General features: G+C 67.3%; 13 protein-coding genes. 10 read left to right on the plus strand and 3 right to left on the minus strand.

Features of this window, described 5'->3' with window-relative positions:
* Window positions 1-29: 29 nt before the first annotated feature.
* Window positions 30-926: a cache domain-containing protein gene (locus tag NAO55_RS12015; RefSeq protein ID WP_102838951.1), complete on the minus strand. Its 897-nt coding sequence runs from the start codon at window positions 924-926 to the stop codon at window positions 30-32.
* 237 nt (window positions 927-1,163) lie between these two features.
* Here NAO55_RS12015 and recC point away from each other — a divergent pair, with 237 nt between their 5' ends.
* The 4 genes from recC (at window position 1,164) to NAO55_RS12035 (ending at window position 10,846) form a co-directional block, all read left to right on the plus strand.
* Window positions 1,164-4,442: an exodeoxyribonuclease V subunit gamma gene (gene recC / locus NAO55_RS12020; RefSeq protein ID WP_102838950.1), complete on the plus strand. Its 3,279-nt coding sequence runs from the start codon at window positions 1,164-1,166 to the stop codon at window positions 4,440-4,442.
* Between the two features lie 297 nt (window positions 4,443-4,739).
* A complete protein-coding gene (recB, locus tag NAO55_RS12025; RefSeq protein WP_102838949.1) occupies window positions 4,740-8,288 on the plus strand; it encodes an exodeoxyribonuclease V subunit beta in 3,549 nt (1,182 codons plus the stop codon).
* A 130-nt stretch (window positions 8,289-8,418) separates the two neighbouring features.
* On the plus strand, window positions 8,419-10,272 hold the full coding sequence (gene recD / locus NAO55_RS12030; protein WP_102838948.1) for an exodeoxyribonuclease V subunit alpha: 1,854 nt from the start codon (window positions 8,419-8,421) through the stop codon (window positions 10,270-10,272).
* A gap of 130 nt (window positions 10,273-10,402) precedes the next feature.
* Window positions 10,403-10,846 (plus strand): hypothetical protein, encoded by a 444-nt coding sequence (locus NAO55_RS12035; protein WP_102838947.1) that lies wholly within the window; start codon window positions 10,403-10,405, stop codon window positions 10,844-10,846.
* Here NAO55_RS12035 and NAO55_RS12040 read toward each other — a convergent pair whose 3' ends face one another.
* A complete protein-coding gene (locus NAO55_RS12040; RefSeq protein WP_102838946.1) occupies window positions 10,847-11,755 on the minus strand; it encodes an AEC family transporter in 909 nt (302 codons plus the stop codon). It abuts the gene before it with no gap.
* Window positions 11,756-11,921: 166 nt separating this feature from the next.
* On the opposite strand from NAO55_RS12040, the gene NAO55_RS12045 reads away from it, so the two are divergent.
* Window positions 11,922-13,136: a GGDEF domain-containing protein gene (locus NAO55_RS12045; RefSeq protein ID WP_102838945.1), complete on the plus strand. Its 1,215-nt coding sequence runs from the start codon at window positions 11,922-11,924 to the stop codon at window positions 13,134-13,136.
* Window positions 13,137-13,160: 24 nt separating this feature from the next.
* Here NAO55_RS12045 and NAO55_RS12050 read toward each other — a convergent pair whose 3' ends face one another.
* Window positions 13,161-13,562, minus strand: a complete 402-nt coding sequence (locus NAO55_RS12050) for an acyl-CoA thioesterase (RefSeq protein ID WP_003286782.1) — start codon at window positions 13,560-13,562, stop codon at window positions 13,161-13,163.
* A gap of 223 nt (window positions 13,563-13,785) precedes the next feature.
* On the opposite strand from NAO55_RS12050, the gene NAO55_RS12055 reads away from it, so the two are divergent.
* The 5 genes from NAO55_RS12055 to phoU all read left to right on the plus strand — a co-directional run bounded on the left by NAO55_RS12055 (window position 13,786) and on the right by phoU (window position 20,687).
* Complete coding sequence (locus NAO55_RS12055) at window positions 13,786-14,751, plus strand: PstS family phosphate ABC transporter substrate-binding protein (protein WP_102838944.1); 966 nt, start codon at window positions 13,786-13,788, stop codon at window positions 14,749-14,751.
* A gap of 162 nt (window positions 14,752-14,913) precedes the next feature.
* On the plus strand, window positions 14,914-17,190 hold the full coding sequence (locus NAO55_RS12060; protein ID WP_102838943.1) for an ABC transporter permease subunit: 2,277 nt from the start codon (window positions 14,914-14,916) through the stop codon (window positions 17,188-17,190).
* A gap of 27 nt (window positions 17,191-17,217) precedes the next feature.
* Window positions 17,218-18,888 carry a phosphate ABC transporter permease PstA gene (pstA, locus tag NAO55_RS12065; RefSeq protein ID WP_102838942.1) on the plus strand — a complete coding sequence of 557 codons (1,671 nt, stop codon included), beginning with the start codon at window positions 17,218-17,220 and terminating at the stop codon, window positions 18,886-18,888.
* A 97-nt stretch (window positions 18,889-18,985) separates the two neighbouring features.
* Entirely contained in the window at window positions 18,986-19,813 is an 828-nt protein-coding gene (gene pstB / locus NAO55_RS12070) for a phosphate ABC transporter ATP-binding protein PstB (protein ID WP_102838941.1), read from the plus strand.
* 145 nt (window positions 19,814-19,958) lie between these two features.
* On the plus strand, window positions 19,959-20,687 hold the full coding sequence (phoU, locus tag NAO55_RS12075) for a phosphate signaling complex protein PhoU (protein ID WP_102839659.1): 729 nt from the start codon (window positions 19,959-19,961) through the stop codon (window positions 20,685-20,687).
* The last annotated feature ends 40 nt before the right edge of the window (window positions 20,688-20,727 follow it).

Consider the following 20,727-nt stretch of genomic DNA (forward strand, 5'->3'; position numbering starts at 1 on the left):
GAAACGTCACGTGCCGGGGCGCATCTCACTCAGGGGCGGGTGTAGTAGCCAACCCCAAGCAGCACGTCATCGACCCGCTGGATCAGCGAATGCTTCTGCTCGACAGCGTTGGTCGCCGGGTTGCGCCAGACGTAGTCGACCGTGCCGGAACCCTGCTTGCGCGCCAGCTCGATCATGTCCTTGAACAGCGGCTTGCCGGCGGCATCGGTAACGTTGCGCACGTCGACGCCCACCAGGTTCGGCGAGCTGCCGCTGGCGCGATAGCGACCATCGTCCAGGCCGATCGCGAAGACATACTCGTCGTTGTAGACGAAGCCGCCGCGCGGATCGTTGAAGCTGCGGAAGGCTGCCTCGGCGCCCTTGTCCTTGACCTGTTGCACAGCACGCTCGAGCAGCGCCTGGGCCTGCTCGGCGGTGGCGCGGGAGATGTAGTAGCCGACGCAGAGCACATGGTCGCCGACCTTGCGGAACTGGCTGACCTTGTTCTCCAGCTTGTTATCGGCCGGGTTGAGCCACTGATACTCGACCTCTCCGCTGTCCTGGCGCGTCGAATTGTCGAGAATCTCGCGCATGAACGGCTTGCCGGCGGCGTCCTTGAGATCGCTGACGTTAAGTCCCACCAGGCTGGCCGATGGGCCGCTGCTGGCCTGCATGGTGCCGTCCTCGCCGAGCACGAAGATGTAGTACTGGCCGCGGGCGAATTCGCCGTTGCGGTCGTTGAAGGTGGCCAGGGCCTGTTCCGGGCCCTTGGCCTGGTAGGTCAGCACGGCCTGGTCGAGCAGGGCGCGGGCGTTGCTGGCGTGGCTGCGCTCCACCGAGCCGAGGGTCCGCTCGCGGGCCGCTTCCTCGGCCTGCAGCGTGAACGGTACGGCGCCCAGCGTGGCGCAGATGGATAGGACGAGCAGCTTCTTGCGGTTCCGGTACATGAACGACTCCTGCGCTTGTGACGGGCGACGAAGCGGCCGCCCCTCGATCCCATGCTAGGCAGCAATCGCGGAATTGATATTGGTCGTGAGAAGCAGAAAGGCAGCGCGAAAGGATGAGAAAAGGCCCTGGGTCGATGCGACAGGAGCTGTCGCACGGCAAGTGCAAACTGGCCTCGCCGGCTCGCTCCCTCATCTGGCGGCCTGTAACCTAGCGACTTCTGTTCACGCGGTGCGCCCATGCTCAGCCTCTACCACGCCCCTGATCTCGAAACCCTCGGCGAACTGGCCACCACGCTGCTCGCCCAGCCGCTGGCCGACCCCTTTGCGTCGGCGCGGGTGGTGGTGCCGAGCCAGGGCATGGGCCGCTGGCTGACCCTGGAGCTGGCGCGCCGGCAGGGCATCGCCATGCAGCTCGAGCTGCAGCTGCCGGCGGCGTTCGTCTGGGACCTGAGCCGCACGGTGCTGGGCAGCCTGCCCGAGCAGTCGGCGTTCTCCCCGACCACCCTGACCTGGCGTCTGTATGGCTGGCTGTGCGAGCCGGCCAATCTCGAGCTGGCGCCGCGTCTGGCGCAGTACCTCGATGGCGGCGATGAGCGCCGGCGGCTGTCATTGGCGGCCAAGATCGCCGACGTCTTCGACCAGTACCTGCTCTATCGCGACGACTGGCTGGCGGCCTGGGAGCGTGGCGAAACCCTCGACCTCGGTCCCGACGAAGCCTGGCAGGCGCTGCTCTGGCGCGAGCTGACCAAGGACGGCCACCCGCACCGCGCGCGCCTGCTCGGCGACCTGCTGCAGCGCCTCTATCGCGACGAGCCGTTGCCGGACCTCCCCGAGCGCCTGCTGGTGTTCGGCATCAGCAGCCTGCCGCCGCACCATCTTCGTGTGCTCGACGGCCTGGCGCGGCATATCGACGTGGTGGTCTGCGCGCTCAACCCGAGCCGCGAGGCCTGGGGCGAGATTCGCGATATCCGCGAGTTGGCCAGACAACCGGAGAGCGGTGTCGATGACTGGTATCTGGACGTGGGCCATCCGCTGCTGGCGAGTCTCGGCAAGCAGGGCCGCGACTTTTTCGACTCGCTGTTCAGCCTGACCGCCAGCGAAGGCAGTCAGGAATTCGGCCTGTATTCCGAAGACGAGGACCTGCACGACGACAGCCTGCTGCATGCCTTGCAGAACGACATCCTGCGCCTGCGCACCCGCCTGCCCGATGAGCGGATCTCCCTGGCCGAGAACGACCGTTCACTGGAGGTGCATATCGCCCACTCGCCGCTGCGCGAGGTGGACATCCTCCATGACCAGCTGCTGGCGCGCTTCGCCGCCGACCCGGCGCTGACGCCGGACCAGGTGGTGGTGCTGACCCCCGACATCGAACGTTATGCGCCCTTCATCGAGGCGGTTTTCGCCCCGCGCGAGGGCAGCCCGCGGATTCCCTACAGCCTCGCCGACCGCAGCCTGCGCGCCGAGGTGCCGTTGATCGAGGCCTTCCTTGAACTGCTGTTGCTGGCGCAGAGCCGTTTCGCCGCCGAGGAAATCCTCGCCTGGCTGGAACAGCCGGCCATCGCCCGCCGCGCCGGCATCGAGAGCGAAGACCTGCCGCTGCTGCGTGATTGGCTGCGCGAGGCCGGCGTGCGCTGGGGCCGCGATGGCGAGCAGCGCGCACGGCTGGGGCTGCCGGCCGAATCAGCCTTTACCTGGCGCCAGGGGCTGGACCGCCTGCTGCTGGGCTTCGCTGCACCGCCGCAGCTGGCCGGCGACCGCGCGCCCTTGCTTGGCGAGCACTGGCCGCTGGATGCGCTGGAAGGCGCGCGCGGGCAGTTGCTCGGGCGATTGGTGGACTTCGTCGAGCGGCTCGGCAGCCTGGCCGATCAACTGGCTCGGCCGCGCCCGCTGGCCGAGTGGGCGGATGACCTGCAAGTGCTGATCGATACGCTGTTCGACGAGCGCGAGGCCGGCGAGACGCTGCTGCTGCTCTCCCAGGCCTGCGCCGCCCTGCGCGATCAGGCCCAGGCCGCCGGCCTCACCCGGCCCATCGAGCTGGAACTGGTGCACCAGCAGCTCTGCGCCGCGTTGCAGCAGGGCGGCGGCGCCTCCGGCTTTCTCACCGGTGCGGTGACATTCTGCACCATGGTGCCGATGCGCAGCCTGCCGTTCCGCGTGGTCTGTCTGCTCGGCCTGGACGATGGCGCCTTCCCGCGGCGCACGCCGCCGTCGGGCTTCGACCTGATCGGCCGGCATCCGCGCCGTGGCGACCGGGCGCGGCGCCTCGACGACCGCTACCTGCTGCTGGAGACGCTGCTCTCGGCGCGCCAGGCGCTGTACCTGTCCTATGTCGGCCGCGACCCGCGCGACAACGCCGTGCTGCCGCCCTCGGTGTTGCTCAGCGAGGTGCTCGAGGCGGTGGACATGACCGCCGTGCTGGCCGACGGGGCGCGGCCGGTCAGCCAGAAGATCCTCATCGCGCATCCGCTGCAGCCGTTCTCGCCGCGTAATTTCGGCGAAGCGCCCTGTGCCGGCTATTCGCTGCCCTGGTTCCGCGCCGCCCAGCGCCTGGCCGAGCCACCACAGGCGCAGGCGCAACCCTTCGCCAGCCTGCTCGCCGAACCCGATGAGGCCTGGCTGACCATCGAGCCGTCGCAGCTGCTGCAGTGCTTCCGCCACCCGGCGCGCTTCCTGCTCGAACAGCGCCTCGGCCTGCGCCTGGCCGATGATCAGGAATCGCTTGCCAGCGACGAACCGTTCGACCTGGAAATGCCGGCCTGGAACGGCCTGCGCCGCCTGTCGCTGCAAGCGATGGAGCAGGGCTGGAGCGACGAGGAGGAGCGGCGCATGGCCTGCGCGGCGGGCTGGCTGCCCACCGGCGAGCTGGGCCAGGCGCTGTGGGGCAAACTGCGCGGCCCGGTGCGTGCCTTTGCACCGCGGCTGTTCGAACTGCGCCCGGACGCCGTGCCCGAGCCGCTGCCGGTGGACATCACCCTGGCCGGCGTGCGCATCCATGGCTGGCTCGACGGCGTGACGCCGGGCGGGCTGTTCGGCTGGAAGCTCGGCCGCTTGGGCGAATGGGACCTGCCGCCGTTCTGGCTACGCCACCTGCTGCTCAACCTGTGCGCCACGCCCGGCATCGAACGCCATAGCCTGATGCTTTCGCCGGCCGGTGACTGGCAGCTGGGGCCGCTGGCCAATGCGGCCGAGCTGCTGGAGCCCTGGCTGGTGGCCTACCACAGCGCGATCCGCGAGCCGCTGCCGCTGTTGCCGCGCAGCAGCCAGGCCTTTGCCCGCGGCTACCGCAAGCCGAGCCGCGGCAGCGAGCCGCTGGACTGCGCCCGCAAGCGCGCCCGCGAAGCCTGGCTCGGCGCCGAGTTCAGCCCCATTGCCGCCGAAGCCGAAGACCCCTGGAATGCCTTGGCCTTCCGCGATCGCGATCCGCTGGACGAGCGTTTCGAAACCCTGGCCGAACAGCTGATCGGCCCGGCGTTGGATGCGTTGGCGGATGGAGAGGAGCAGAGTGATGACGTCTGAAGCATTGTGTCTCCACTTGCTGCCGTGCCTGTTCGACGGTCGGGGTTTCGCCCCTGACGGGCGAGTCACTTTCTCTTTGCTTGCGGATCGCCGCCCGGTGCAAAGAGAAAGTAACCAAAGAGAAAGCACACCCCGCATCCGGGTCTGGCCGCGCAGCGGCCAGACCCGGATGTTGGGGTGCCCTTCTTCTTGCTTACTTCTTCTTGGGCAAGCAAGAAGAAGTAAGGCGCCCGGCGGGGCGCAACCCGAGGGTGCGGCCAGCACTGCAAAGTCGGCTTTGGCTCGGAGGATCAAGCCATGAAACTCGACCTCCTCGACTCGCCCTTCGACGGCCGCTCGCTGATCGAAGCCAGCGCCGGCACCGGCAAGACCTGGACGCTCACCGCGCTCTATGCGCGTCTGCTGCTGGAGCGCCAGCTCTCGGTGGGGCAGATTCTGGTGGTCACCTACACCACCGCCGCCACCGCCGAGCTGCGCGAGCGCATCCGCGCGCGGCTGGCCGATCTGCTGGCGGTTTATGAGGGCACGCCGAGCAGCGATGACTTCCTCAATCGCCTGCACGCCCGCTATCCTGACGACGCCTCGCGGCGGCGCCTGTTGCTGGCGGTGCACGGCTTCGACGAGGCGGCGATCTTCACCATCCACGGCTTCTGTCAGCGTGCCCTGCAGGACGCGGCCTTCGAGGCCGGCGGCGACTTCGACAGCGAGCTGACCGCCGATGACCGCGAGATCATCGACGCGCTGCTCGCCGACGCCTGGCGCAGCGAGCTGGCCGATGCCGACCCGGCCTGGGCACGCTTTCTGGCCAAGAGCCGGATCACTCCGCAGTGGTTGCGCCAGCGTCTGCGCAGTCATCTGGGCAAGCCCTATCTGCGGGTCGAGCCGCAGGGCGTGCCGGTCGCGGCCGATCTGCGCCCGGTCGAGGCGGCCTGGCAGCGGGCTGCCGAGTTGTGGAAGCAGGCGGGCAGCGCCTGGATCGCCGAGCTGCTGGCGCATGGCGGGCTCAGCCAGAGTACGCACAAGAACGTCAAGTTTGCGCCATGGCAGGCGGAACTGGATGCCTATTTCGCCGATCCGGCGGTGATGTTCGACCTGCCCGAGGGCGCGGCGAAGTTCGGCGTGCGCGCCCTGAGCAAGGCCTGCAAGAAGGGCTTCGACGCGCCGGTGTGCGAGCTGGCCCAGGCCCTGGACGAGCTGGCCGATCAGGTGGCCGAGGCACTGCCGGCCGGCAAGCAGCGGCTGATCGCCCTTCAGGTGGCGCTGCTCGAGTGGCTCAACCGAGAGTTGCCTGAACGCAAGGCGGCGCAGCGGCTGCTGGCCTTCGACGACCTGCTGAATCGTCTGGATCAGGCACTGCAGGGCCCGGTCGGCGAGGACCTGGCGGCATCGTTGCGCGCGACCTATCCGCTGGCGCTGATCGACGAGTTCCAGGACACCGACCCGATCCAGTACGCCATCTTCGACCGCATCTATGCCAAGGGCCGTGATGCCTCGCTGTGCTTCGTCGGCGACCCCAAGCAGGCGATCTACGCCTTCCGCGGCGCGGACCTGGCCACTTACATGACGGCCAAGCAACAGGCCGATCGCGAGCCCTTCAATCTACCGACCAACTACCGCTCGACGCCCGAGCTGATCGCCGCGCTCAACCAGCTGTTCGACCATCCGCAGCCGTTCGCCCAACCCGACCTGCGTTATCCAGCGGTAGGCGCGGCCGACAAGCCGCGTGCGAGCCTGCGTCTGGCAGAGGAGGGCGAGGCGGCGCCGCTGTTGCTGGTCTGGCTCGGCGACGATCCGCTGGGCAAGGCCGAGGCCGCGCAACTGGCCGCGGCCGACACGGCGCGACGCATCGCCGTGCAGCTGGCCGCCGCCGCCGAGGGCCGCGCCGGCTTCGCGCAGGGCGACCGGTTCACCCCACTCAAGGGCGGCGATATCGCCGTGCTGGTGGCCAATCACCGCCAGGCCGGGATGATCGCCGACGAGCTGGCCGCGCGTGGCGTGCCCAGCGTGCGCCGCGGGCGCGACAGCGTCTGGCGCAGCGAGGAGGCCGCCGAACTGGCCGCGGTGCTTGCCGCCTATGCCGAGCCGGGACGCGAGGGTCTGCTGCGGCATGCCCTGGCGACGCGCCTGCTGGGCCGCAGCGCCGCCGATCTCGCCCGCTGCCAGGATGACCAGCATGAATGGGACGCCGAGCGCGAAGCTGCCGAGCGCTACCACCAGCTCTGGCAGCAGCAGGGCTTCATGCGCGTGTTCCGCGCCTGGCTCGACGAGCAGGCGGTGGCCGAACGCCTGTTGACTCGGGTCGACGGCGAGCGTCGGCTGACCAACCTCTTGCACCTCGGTGAATTGCTGCAGGCCGAGAGCCTGCTGCGGCCCGGGCTCGAGCCGCTGCTCGCCTGGTTCAACGCCCAGCGCGGCAGCGAAGGCGCCGGTGAAGAAGCGCTGCTGCGCCTGGAAAGCGATGCCGAACGGGTGCAGATCGTCACCATCCACACCAGCAAGGGGCTGGAATACCCCTTGGTGTTCTGCCCGTTTCTCTGGGACGGCAAGCTGCTCGGCAAGAAGCAGGACAGTGCCCGTTGTCACGATGCCGCTGGCCGGCCGCTGCTGGACCTGGGCAGCGACGAACTGGAGGACAACCTCGAACGCGCCCGCCAGGAGGTGTTCGCCGAACAGCTGCGGCTGGCCTACGTCGCCCTGACCCGCGCGCGTGACCGGCTCTGGCTGCACTGGGGGCCGGTGAGCCTGCCCAAGGCGAAGAAGGATGGCAGTCTGCCCGACGAAGGCTTGCACAGCAGCGCCCTGGCCTGGCTGCTGCACGGCCGCGAACTGCCGGGCGAGCAGCCACTGACGGAGCTGGGCAACCACCTGGCTGGCCTCAACGGCGGTAGCCTGCGTCTGGCCATCGAGCGGCTGGTCGCCGCGAGCGACGGGCACATGGCCTGCCTGCCGCTCGAGTCGCGTGAGGCCAGCACCCAGGGCAGCAGCCGCGCAGCGCCGCCCGAGCAGCTGGCGCAGCTCAACCGCAACCTCTACAGCGCCTGGCGCATCGGCAGCTTCTCCGGGCTGGCCGCCGGCATGCACATGGAAGCGCCGGACCGCGACGCCCTTGCGATGCCCGATGCCGGCGAGCCGGGCAGCGGCTTCTTCGCCTTCCCACGCGGCGCTCGGGCCGGTACCTGTCTGCATGCCATCCTCGAGGACTGGGCGCGGGGCAAGGGTGAGCTGACCCAGCTGGTCGAGCCGGCGCTCAAGGCCTACGGCTTGCCCCTGGACTGGCGGGACATCGCTACGGCTCAGCTGGAGCGGGTGCTGCAGACCGATCTGGACGGCGCCGGGTTGACCCTCGCCAGCCTGCAGGCAGCGCGCCGGCTGCCGGAGCTGGGCTTCACCTTCCCGGTGCGCGAGCTGGACGTGGTGCGCCTGCGCGCCTTGCTGACCAACCCGGCCAGCGGGCTGGCCGCACCGCTGCGCGAGGCCGCAGCGCGGCTTGCATTCGACAGCCTCAAGGGCTTTCTCAAAGGCTTTATCGACCTGACCTTCGAGCACGGCGGCCGCTGGTACATCGCCGACTACAAGTCCAACTGGCTCGGCCCGGACGCCAGCTACTACGGCGGCGAGCGGCTGCTGCGGGCGCTGGCCGGCGAGCATTACTACCTGCAGTACCTGATCTATCTGGTGGCGCTGCGCCGCTTCCTGCGTCAGCGCCTGGCAGATTTTCGCGACGAGCAGCTGGGCGGCGCCTTCTACCTGTTCCTGCGCGGCATGCCCGAGGCCGGCGTCTACTTCGCGCGGCCGGACGATGCGCTGCTCGATGCGCTGGATCGACTGTTCGAGGAGGGACGGTGATGCAGGCCCGTTCCGGTGCCATCGCTGGCGGGCTGAAGCCCACCCTACGGCCTTCGTCGATGCCTGTAGGGTGGGCTTCAGCCCACCGTTGCGACCGCCACCCTACACGTCCTGTATCGAGGCTTACCCGATGACCCTGCCTGCAGAGCTACCCCTCGGCCCATTGGAGCGCGCCTTCGTTGCCAGCCTGCAACGCCTTGAGCCAGAGGCGTCCGAGCCGGTGCTCCTCGCCGCCGCGCTGTGCTGCGAGGCGCTGTCGGCCGGCGATGTCTGTCTGCCGCTGGAACGCCTGGCTGGCAGGCGGCCCTGGGCCGATGTCGATCTCAGCATGCCGTCGCTACCCGTCTGGCGCGCTCAGCTCGAAGCCTCTTCGCTGGTCGGTGCACCAGACGACTACGCGCCGCTGACCCTGCTCGGCAACCGTCTCTACCTGGCCCGCTACCAGGCCTACGAACAGCAGCTGGCCGAACAGCTGCTGGCTCGCGCGGCGGACGCACCGGATGTCGATGAAGCTCGGCTGAGTGAAAGTCTGGCGCGGCTGTTCGCCTTCAATCAGCAGCGCCCCGACTGGCAGCGCCTGGCCGCCGCGCAGGCGGTACGCCGGCGCCTGGCGGTGATCTCCGGCGGCCCCGGCACCGGCAAGACCACCACCGTGGTGCGCCTGCTGGCGGCGCTGCTCGAGCAGCCTGGTGGCGAGCGCCTGGCCATCGGCCTCGCCGCACCCACCGGCAAGGCCGCGGCGCGCATGGCCGAGGCGATCCGCAACGCCAAGGCAGAGCTGCCGGTCAGCGATGCGGTGAAGGAGGCCCTGCCGGACGAGGCGCGGACCCTGCACCGCCTGCTCGGCAGCCGCGGCGACAGCCCCCGTGTGCGCCACGATGCGGCCAATCCGCTGGCGCTGGACGTGCTGGTGGTGGACGAGGCGTCGATGGTCGACCTGGCGCTGATGGCCAAGCTGGTCGTCGCACTGCCACCGAAGGCGCGGCTGATCCTGCTCGGCGACAAGGATCAGCTGGCCGCCGTCGAGGCCGGCGCGGTGTTCGCCGAACTCTGCGAAGGCCGCGGTTTCGATGCCCGGGCGGCAAGCGAGCTGGAGCGCATCACCGGCCAGCCCGTGCCGGTCGAGACGCCGCGCTCGCGCCTCGGCGATGCGGTGGTGCTGCTCACCCACAGCCACCGCTTCGCCGGCGACAGCGGCATCGGCGAGCTGGCGCGGCGGATCAACGCTGGCGATGCGAAAGGCACCGTCGCGCTGCTGCAGGAAGGTCGTGCGGATCTCGCCTGGAACGCGGCGCCCAGCCCGACCGCCTTGATCGAGCGGCTGGAGCAGGGTTACGGCGGCTACCTGCAGGCCGCGCGGCAGGGCGATCCAGGCGCGGCGTTCGAGGCCTTCAACGGTTTCCGGGCGCTGACTGCGCAACGCGAGGGCCCGTTCGGCGTGACCGGTATCAACGAGGCGCTGGAAACACGCTTCAGGCGTCGCCTCGGCGTGCCGGCCCGCGAGCGCTGGTATCCCGGCCGTGCGGTGATGGTCCGGCAGAACGACTACGCGCTGGGGCTGTTCAACGGCGATATCGGCCTGTGCCTGAAAACCGAGCAGGGCCTGCGGGTGTTCTTCGAGGGTGACGACGGTTACCGCGGCTTCGCGCCGGCACGGCTGCCGAGCCACGACAGCGCCTTCGCCATGACCGTGCACAAGAGCCAGGGCTCGGAATTCACCGAGGTGCTGCTGGCCTTGCCGGATCAGCCGAGCCCGCTGCTGACCCGCGCGCTGTTCTACACCGGCATCACCCGCGCCAAGCGCCGGGTGGAGATCTGGGCGCTGCCGGCACGTCTGGCCGAAGCGGTCAGCACCCGCGCCGAGCGCGCCGCCGGACTGGCCGAGCGGCTGGTTCTGGCGGGTGCCGCGGCCAATGCCGATGCGGTGCCAGACGCCCCGATCGGTGCGGCGCCAACCGAGGGCGATCAGCTCAGCCTGTTCTAAAAGCGTGCGGGGCTGCTCGAAGCCGGCACGATCGCGGCTCATCGCCTCCGTTTCGTGAAGCGGTTGTGGGTTTGGCTGGCGCAATTCTGTTCCGATGCGCGTTCGCCGAAAGCCGATACCAGGACTCGCGATGAAAACCTTCTTTCTTCTGCTCTGGGGCGCGCTCAGCCTGACAATCAGTACCGCGGCGCTGCGTGCGCTCTGGCTCGAGCCGTCGCTGGCCAGCGGTTTCGCGCTGCTGCTGGTCGCCTACTACATCGTCTGCTTCTTCCAGCTCATCCGTGCCGCCTATCTGCCGTGGGGGCTGCTGGGTGCCTACCGGCGTGCCGGCTATTGGCTGTGCCTGATCCTGCTGCCGCTGACGCTGATTCCCCTGCATGCCGCCTACGAGATATGGCAGCAGGGCGGCTACGTCGCGGTCGAAGCCTCGCTGCATACCGAGTGGCTGCACCTGCTGCTCGGCTGGTTGCAGGACGCCCTCGGTTACCTCGGGCCGCTGCTGGTGCTGTGCGCCGTGGGCATTGGCCTGGCGCTGATGCTGCTGCGTCTGTTGCGTGGACAGGTGGCGCGCTGATCAGCCGTTCAGCAGGGTGAGCACCAGCGGCAGGCTGGCCGCGGCCAGCAGTGTCTGCAGGGTGATGATGCCGGCCATCAGGTGGCTGTCGCCGCCGAGCTGGCGGGTCAGCACATAGGCCGTGGGCGCGGTGGGCAGGGCGAAGAACAGCACCAGGATGGTCGTTTCCATCGCTGGCAGGCCGAGCACGACCGCGACGCCGTAGGCCAGCAGGGGCACGGCGAGCAGACGTACCGCGCAGTTCCAGCCCAGCGCCGGGATTTCCCCGCCCAGTTCCTGCGGCTTGAGCGCCGCGCCGACGCAGAGCAGGCCCAGTGGCAGGCTCGCTGCGGCCAGCAGGCCGAGCAGCCGGTCGGTGCCGCCCGGCAATCCCAGCCCTGACAGATTCACCAGCGCGCCGGTCAGGCAGGCCAGGATCAGCGGGTTCTTCGCGATCGGCAGCAGCAGCCCGCGTACGCTGACGCCGCGCTCGGCGGTCAGCGCCCAGACCGACATCACGTTCACCGTCGGTACCATGAGCGCCAGCATCAGTGCTGCCAGGGCCAGGCCTTCCTTGCCGAACAGGCTGCCGACCGCCGCCAGCCCGAGGTAGGTGTTGAAACGCAGCACGCCCTGGGTGATGGCACCGAAGCGGCCAGCGGACCAGCCGCGCAGCCGCTTGGCGATCAGCAGCCCGACCCAGGCCAGACCGAGGCCGAGCAGCACGGCGCCGGCCAGCCGTGGCAACGCGGGGTTGTCCAGGGGGGCGGTGGCCAGGCTGCTGAACAGCAGGGCAGGAAAGAGCAGGAAATAGTTGATGCGCTCGGCGCCGGGCCAGAACTCGGCACTCGGAAAGGCGCGCAGGCGCAGGAAATAACCGGCGACGATCAAGGCGAACAGCGGCCAGAGGGCAAGCAGAAGGGTGGTCACGCGGATACATCCAGCAATGCATGTAGCGCGATCTTCGATGCTTGAAACGTCCAGTGCAAGCGCTCTGTCCAAAGACCAGGCTGTCTGCCACGACGCCCGTCGGACGGTTCCGATCGGATGCTGGCGTAGTGATATCATTGCCGTCACCGAATTTGCGGGTTCTTCCATGCGACATACCACCGATCAAGCTGCGACCGAGGGCTTTCGCGAGACGCCTTACGGCCGCCAGCTGCACGGCGGCTTTCGATTGCTTCGCTTCAGGCCGCAACTCGAGCACGAATTCCGCGCCTATCTCGACGGCCAGGCCCGGGCATCGCAGCGGCTTGCGGCGCTGCTGCTGATCGTCGCGGTATCCGGCTACCTATACTTCGAGCACCGCTACTTCCAGCTGGATGATACCGACTGGCTGGGTACGCTGACCCTGCTGCGGCTGCTACAGATCGTGCCGGGCATCGTCGTGCTGGTGCTGTCGTTCTACAGCCGTACCTTTCGCGCCCAGGCCAATCGGATATTTCCCGCGTTGCTGGTGCTGATCGGTGTGATCGCAGCATTCATCGACATTCGCTTCGAGGCGCTGGATGCCCCGCTCAACTTCCAGTACGGCGCCGGGCTGCTGATCGTCAGCTCGTTCTTCTTCCTCGGGGTGACCTTCTGGGTGGCACTCCTGGGTGCGTTACTGATCGTGCTGCTGGACGTGCTCATGGCGTACCTGATCCTGACGCCGGCACAGTTGCCGCAGCACTGGATCGCGGTCAGCTATTACACGCTGCTGCTGATCATCGGTGCCGTCAGTCGCTACCTGCACGAGTACTCCCAGCGCGAGCAGTTCCTGATGCGCCAGCTACTGAGCTGGGTGGCCGAGCACGATGCCCTGAGCGGTCTGGCCAATCGACGCAGCCATGATCGGGCGCTCGACCAGCGAATCGCCCAGGCGCGCCGGGATCGCCGCCCCCTGAGTCTGCTGCTGCTCGATCTGGATGACTTCAAGGCCTACAACGACGCGTTTGGCCACCCGGCCGGCGACGCACTGATTCGCACGTTCGGTGAACTGCTGGCAGGTTTCGCACGACGTCCGCTGGATCTGGCAGCACGGGTGGGCGGAGAGGAGTTCGCGCTGCTGTTGTACAACTGCGACAGCGCAGCGGCACAACGCATTGCGCGGCAGGTGATCGCGGCGCTGGCCGCGCTTGAACTCCGACACCCGCGTGATGCGGCATTGCGGGTTGGGGTCAGTATCGGTGTGGCGACCCTGCAGGAGGGGCAGCGGGCCGAACAGCTCTATCAGTGTGCCGACCGTGCACTGTACCGGGCCAAGACGAGCGGCAAGAATTGCTTCGTCCTGGCCAGTGGGCGGCCGGGCGCCGACGTGCCGACGGCCTAACTGTGGAAAACCAGTGTGCTGGTCTCAGCGGCGCGGGGTAACGGGGCGGGTACGGCCGCTGCCGTCGATGGCGACGAAGACGAACACCGCTTCGGTGACCTTGCGCCACTCGCTGGACAGCGGATCGTCGCTCCACACTTCCACCAGCATGCGAATCGAGCTGCGCCCGACTTCCAGCGTCTGGGTATAGAAGGACAGCTGCGCGCCGACCGCTACCGGCACCATGAACGCCATGCGATCGATGGACACCGTGGCGACACGCCCGCCGGCCACGCGGCTGGCCATCGCGGTACCGGCCAGGTCCATCTGCGACACCAGCCAGCCACCATATATATCGCCGAAACCATTGGTTTCCCTGGGCAGCGCGGTGAGCTGCAGCGCCAGGTCGCCCTGCGGGATCGGATCTTCCTGTTCGTATTCGTTCATCGGTCGGACTCGCGGCGCGTTTGTTGTTCTGGCGCGAAATGCCCGCGCTAGCGCGGGCGATGGCGCCGAGTATAACGGCTGTGAACCGCCACAGCGACCGCACCAGGTCAATGGTGCACGTGGTCATGAGATTGTCACACTTGATTCATAGAGTGTTCACACGGCCTGCAGATACTGGCCCCCGTTCCAACACACTCGAGCACACACCTGCTAGGAGCAAGGTATGAAACTGAATCGTTTGATGGCGGCCCTGACCTTCGTTGCCGCTGGCGTTGGCGCCGCGAGCGCAGTCGCTGCTGTAGACCCGGCGCTGCCGAGCTACCAGAAGACCTCCGGTGTTTCCGGCAACCTGTCCAGCGTTGGTTCCGACTCCCTGGCCAACCTGATGACCCTGTGGGCCGAAGAGTTCAAGCGCAGCTATCCGAACGTCAATATTCAGATCCAGGCTGCCGGCTCCTCTACTGCGCCGCCCGCGCTAACCGAGGGCACTGCGAACCTGGGCCCGATGAGCCGCCCCATGAAGGACAACGAGATTCAGGCCTTCGAAGAGAAGTACGGCTACAAGCCCACTGCCGTTCCGGTGGCGATCGACGCCCTGGCCGTGTTCGTGCACAAGGACAACCCGATCAAGTCGCTGGACATCGAGCAGGTCGATGCCATCTTCTCCAGCACCCGCCTGTGCGGTGGCGAGAAGGACATCAAGACCTGGGGCGACCTGGGCATGACCGGTGAGTGGGCGGCCAAGCCGATCCAGCTGTTCGGTCGTAACTCGGTATCCGGCACCTACGGCTACTTCAAGGAAGAAGCCCTGTGCAAGGGTGACTTCAAGTCGAACGTCAACGAGCAGCCGGGTTCGGCCTCGGTGGTGCAGTCGATCTCCAGCACCCTGAACGCTATCGGTTACTCGGGCATCGGCTACAAGACCTCCAGCGTTCGTGCGGTACCGCTGTCCAAGGGTGGCGAGGCCTTCGAGGCCAACGAAGAGAACGCTCTGGCCGGCAAGTTCCCGCTGGCTCGCTTCTTCTACGTCTACGTCAACAAGGCGCCGAACAAGCCGCTGAGCCCGATCGACGCCGAGTTCCTCAAGCTGGTGCTCTCCAAGCAGGGTCAGGAAGTCGTGGTCAAGGACGGCTACATCCCGCTGCCGAAGAAGGTGGTCGACAAGACCATGCAGGAACTGGGTCTGTAAGACCCGCGTGACGGCCGGCGCCTTAGCGCGCCGGCCATGCGCAGATGCCCGCCACGCTGAACGCGCTGGCGGGCATCGTCGCGTCACCTGGCTGTAACTTTTCTGTCACACGGCTTTATTAGATTAGGCGCCCCGAAGGGCCGCTCGGCCCAGGAGCCTGGCATGAACGACATGGACAACATGACCGCGAATTCCGATGTGCAACGGCTGGACTTCAACACGCCGGCACTGCAGCGCAAGCGGCGCATACGCGCGCTGAAAGACCACCTGGCGCGCTGGTACGTGTCCATCGGCGGCCTGGCCGTGCTGGGCGCCATCACCCTGATCTTCTTCTATCTGGCGCAGGTCGTGCTGCCGATGTTCCAGGGCGCCGAGCTGGAGGCCCGCAAGGCTCAGCAGGCGGCCTGGCTGGCCGATGCCGGCAAGCCGCTGCTGCTGGCCATCGAGGAGCAGAACCAGGTCGCCCTGCGTCTGGGCGAGGACGGGCAGGCGCGTTTCTTCAGCCTGCGCGACGGTGCGCTGCTGACGAGCAAGCCCCTGCCGCTGCCGGAAGGCAGCCGCATCGTCTCGGTGGGCCAGGACACCCCCGGCACCCGCCGGCTGGTGCTCGGTCTGGACAATGGCCAGGCCCTGGTGCTGGAGCACAACTACAAGGTCACCTACCCGAACAACCAGAAGACCATCACCCCCGAGCTCGCCTATCCCTTCGGCGAGGCGCCGCTTGAGCTCGATCCGGAAGGCCGCCCCATCGAGCGCGCCGCCATCAGCCTGAACGGCAAGACCCTGCTGGTCGCCGGGGCAACCGGCACCGCTCTGCACTCCCAGCGCATCGCCAGCAGCGAAAACCTGATGACCGGCGAAGTGACGCTGGAGCAGGAGCGCCTCGACCTGCCGCAACTGGCCGAGCCGATTCGCCAGCTGCTGATCGATCCGCGCCACATGTGGCTCTACGCGGTTAGCGGCAAGGCCAGTGCGGATGTCTTCGATCTGCGCCGCAAGCAACTCAATGGCCGTTACAAGCTGGTCGGCGATGGTAGCGAGATCACCACGATCAGCCCGCTGCTGGGCGGCATCTCGCTGATGGTGGGCGATTCCAAGGGTACCGTCGGGCAATGGTTCATGGTCCGCGCCGCCGACGGCCAGGCCGAGCTGAAGAACGTGCGCAACTTCCAGCTGGGCAGCAGTCCGATTCGGCAGATCCTGCCGGAAGAGCGGCGCAAGGGTTTCCTCGTCCTGGACGACAGCGGCAACGTCGGTGTATTCCACAGCACCGCGTACCGCACCCTGCTCAAGGAGCAGGTTGCCGACGGCGCTGCGCTGGCCGCACTGTCGCCCCGCGCAACCCGCCTGCTGGTGGAGTCCGACAAGGGCCTGCAGCGTTTCGTGATCGACAATCCGCACCCGGAAATTTCCTGGAGCGCGCTGTGGGGCAAGGTCTGGTACGAGAGTTACCCGGAGCCGGATTACGTCTGGCAGTCCACCTCGGCCAATACCGACTTCGAACCCAAGCTGAGCCTCGCGCCGCTGGCCTTCGGTACGCTCAAGGCGGCCTTCTACGCCATGCTGCTGGCCGCGCCGCTGGCCATCTGCGCGGCTTTCTACACCGCCTACTTCATGGCGCCGTCGCTGCGCCGCAAGGTCAAGCCGGTGATCGAGCTGATGGAGGCACTGCCGACGGTGATCCTCGGCTTCTTTGCCGGCCTGTTCCTCGCGCCCTTCCTGGAGAACCATCTGCCGGGCATCTTCAGCCTGCTGTTGCTCATGCCGGTGGGCATTCTCTTCGCCGCCTGGACCTGGAGTCGCCTGCCACAGCGGGTGCGTCTGGCGGTTCCGGAGGGCTGGGAAGCAGTGCTGCTGATTCCGGTGATCCTGCTGATCGGTTTCGGCTCGCTGGAAATCAGTGGCCATCTGGAAAACTGGTTCTTCGGCGGGGACATGCGCCTGTGGCTGTCCAACGACATGGGCATCCCGTTCGATCAGCGCAACGCCCTGGTAATCGGCCTGGCGATGGGCTTCGCGGTGATCCCGACGATCTATTCGATTGCCGAAGACGCCGTCTTCAGCGTGCCGAAGAGCCTCACCCTGGGCTCGCTGGCACTCGGTGCCACGCCCTGGCAGACCCTGATCCGCGTGGTGCTGTTGACCGCCAGCCCAGGCATCTTCTCGGCGCTGATGATCGGCATGGGCCGCGCGGTGGGCGAGACCATGATCGTGCTGATGGCCACCGGCAACACGCCGATCATGGAAGCCAACATCTTCGAAGGCATGCGCACCCTGGCCGCCAACGTCGCGGTGGAAATGCCCGAATCCGAAGTCGGTGGCACCCATTACCGCGTGCTGTTCCTCGCCGCGCTGGTCCTGCTGATGTTCACCTTCGTCATGAACACCCTGGCCGAGCTGATCCGCCAGCGGCTGCGCGGCAAGTACGCCAGCCTGTAAACCAGACTTCGCAAAAGGTATCGATCCGTGAAAAAGGATTCGTTGAACACCTGGGTCAAGAGCGGCACACCCTGGATCTGGATGAACGCCGGCGCGGTGTCCATCGCCGTGATCATGACCCTGGGGTTGCTGGCGATCATTGCCGTGCGCGGCCTGGCGCACTTCTGGCCGGCCGACGTGATCGTCGCCGACTACAGCGTGCCCGGCGCCGAGACGCGTGTGCTGGCCGGCGAGGTCGTGCAGGCCGAAGAAGTGCCGCGGGCGCGCCTGGCGGCCAGCGGCCTGCCGGTGAACGTCGAGGGCGGCGAGTTCATGACCCGCGAGCTGCTCAAGGTCGGCAACCGCGAGGTCTACGGCGCGGACTTCTCCTGGGTCGTGGGTGAGTGGCTGAGCAACCAGCGCACACCCGCCGAGCTGATGGTGCTGGAGCGCCGTGAGTGGGGCAATTTCTATGGTTTCCTGCTCAACGTGAAGGAAGCCGGCCAGCTGGTCGCCGAGGGCGAAGGTGCCTGGAACGAACTGCAGGCACGCATCGACCGCGTCGATGAGCTGCACACGCAGATCTCGCGCATCGAGAAGGTGGAGATCGGCCGCATCAACCACGGCCTCGAGCGTCTGCGCCTGAAGACCCGCAAGCTGGAGCTGGACGATCGCCTGGACGCGGCCGCCCAGGCCGATCTGGACGCCGAGCGCGCCGAGTGGGATGCCGAGTACCGTGTGCTGGAAGACAAGCTGGTGGCGCTGCAGCAGCAGTTCAACCGCGACAGCATCACCGTGCGCACCGCCGATGGCCGCGAACAGGAGATCAGCCTGGGCAAGGTGGTGCGAGCGTTCCAGCCCAATGCCATGTCGACGGCGCAGAAGCTGATGTTCTACTTCGCCAAGCTGTGGGAGTTCGTCAGCGACGAACCGCGCGAGGCCAATACCGAGGGCGGCGTGTTCCCGGCGATCTTCGGCACCGTGCTGATGACCCTGATCATGGCGGTGATCGTCACCCCGTTCGGCGTGATCGCCGCGGTCTACCTGCGCGAATACGCCAAGCAGGGCCTGCTCACCCGCATCATCCGCATCGCCGTGAACAACCTGGCCGGCGTGCCGTCGATCGTCTACGGCGTGTTCGGCCTGGGCTTCTTCGTCTACGTGCTGGGCGGCTCGCTGGACCGCCTGTTCTATCCGGAAGCCGCGCCGGCGCCGGTGTTCGGCACGCCGGGTCTGATGTGGGCCTCGCTGACCCTGGCCATCCTCACCCTGCCGGTGGTGATCGTCGCCACCGAGGAAGGCCTGGCGCGCATTCCGCGGATGATCCGCGAAGGCTCGCTGGCTCTCGGCGCGACCAAGTCCGAGACGCTGTGGAAGGTGGTGCTGCCGATGGCCAGCCCGGCGATGATGACCGGCCTGATCCTCGCCGTGGCGCGTGCCGCCGGCGAAGTGGCGCCGCTGATGCTGGTCGGCGTGGTCAAGCTGGCACCGAACCTGCCGCTCAACGGCAACTACCCCTACCTGCATCTGGATCAGAAGATCATGCACCTGGGCTTCCACATCTACGACGTCGGCTTCCAGAGCCCCAACGTCGAGGCAGCGCGCCCGCTGGTCTACGCCACGGCGTTCTTGCTGGTGCTGGTCATCGCGATTCTCAACTTCAGTGCGGTCGTCATCCGCAACCACCTGCGCGAGAAATACAAGGCGCTGGATCATTGATTGGTGCTGCAAGCCCGGCGGTCTGCTTCGAGACGAGGCAACCGGCCTGGCTTGCAGCCAATAGCTTGCAGCCCGGGGCTGCAAACGGAGCGAGCACATGCAAACCAACACCCACTCCATCGACATTTCCGCGCTGGGACGCGACAAGCGCAGCCTGAACCTGGCCAACGAGCAGGTCGCCATCGAGGTGCCTGACCTCAGCCTGTACTACGGCCAGAAGCAGGCGCTGTTCAACGTCAGCATGAACATCCCGCGCCAGCGCGTGACGGCCTTCATCGGGCCGTCCGGCTGCGGCAAGTCGACCCTGCTGCGCTGCTTCAACCGTATGAACGACCTGGTCGACGGCTGCCGCATCGAGGGCGCGATCAACCTCGACGGCACCAACATCTACCGCAAGGGCGAAGACGTGGCCGACCTGCGCCGTCGCGTCGGCATGGTGTTCCAGAAGCCCAACCCGTTCCCCAAGAGCATCTACGAGAACGTGGTCTACGGCCTGCGCATCCAGGGTATCAAGCAGAAGCGCGTGCTCGACGAGACCGTCGAGTGGGCGCTCAAGGGCGCGGCGCTGTGGGACGAGGTCAAGGATCGCCTGCACGAATCGGCACTCGGCCTCTCCGGTGGTCAGCAGCAGCGCCTGGTGATCGCCCGCACCATCGCCGTGCAGCCGGAAGTGCTGTTGCTCGACGAGCCGAGTTCGGCCCTCGACCCGATCTCCTCGCTGAAGGTCGAAGAGCTGATCTACGAGCTGAAATCCAAATACACCATCGTCATCGTTACCCACAACATGCAGCAGGCCGCGCGGGTGTCCGACTACACCGCGTTCATGTACATGGGCAAGCTGATCGAGTACGGCGATACGGATACGCTGTTCACCAACCCGGCCAAGAAGCAGACGGAAGACTACATCACCGGCCGCTACGGCTAGCCGGCCATGGCAAACCGCGCTGCGCGTTTTCGGCGGCGCTTGCCGTACTCGTTTGTACTGTCTGCGCGCCGCCTCCTAGCGCAGCACGCTTTGCCAAGGGCCGGCTCGTCCGGCGAGAGAACCACAGTTTCGCAAGGGCTCGATGATGATCAGCAAAGACAGCCATACCCAACACATCTCCCAACAGTTCAACGCCGAGCTCGAGGAGGTGCGCAGCCACCTGCTGGCCATGGGCGGGCTGGTGGAGAAGCAGGTCAACGACGCGGTCACCGCGCTGATCGAGGCCGATTCGGGGCTCGCCCAGCAGGTTCGTGAGGTGGATGACCAGATCAACCAGATGGAGCGCAATATCGATGAGGAATGCGTGCGCATCCTCGCCCGCCGCCAGCCGGCGGCCTCCGATCTGCGCCTGATCATCAGCATCTCCAAGTCGGTGATCGACCTCGAGCGCATCGGTGACGAGGCGACCAAGATCGCCCGCCGCGCCATCCAGCTGTGCGAGGAAGGCGAGTCGCCCAAGGGTTACGTCGAGGTGCGTCACATCGGCGACCAGGTGCGCAAGATGGTGCAGGAAGCGCTCGACGCCTTCGCCCGCTTCGATGCCGACCTCGCGCTGTCGGTGGCGCAATACGACAAAACCGTCGACCGCGAGTACAAGACCGCCCTGCGCGAGCTGGTCACCTACATGATGGAAGATCCGCGCTCGATCTCCCGCGTGCTCAGCGTGATCTGGGCGCTGCGCTCGCTGGAACGCATCGGCGACCACGCGCGCAACATCGCAGAACTGGTGATCTACCTGGTGCGCGGCACCGACGTGCGCCACCTCGGCCTGGCACGCATGGCCGAGGAAGTGGAAGGCACCAAGGAGCGCTGATAGGCGCGCCGGTAGCGGTGCGCGTGCGGGTGCGCGCTGC

Origin of the sequence: Stutzerimonas frequens (assembly GCF_024448335.1) — a bacterium.
Lineage (GTDB): Bacteria > Pseudomonadota > Gammaproteobacteria > Pseudomonadales > Pseudomonadaceae > Stutzerimonas > Stutzerimonas frequens.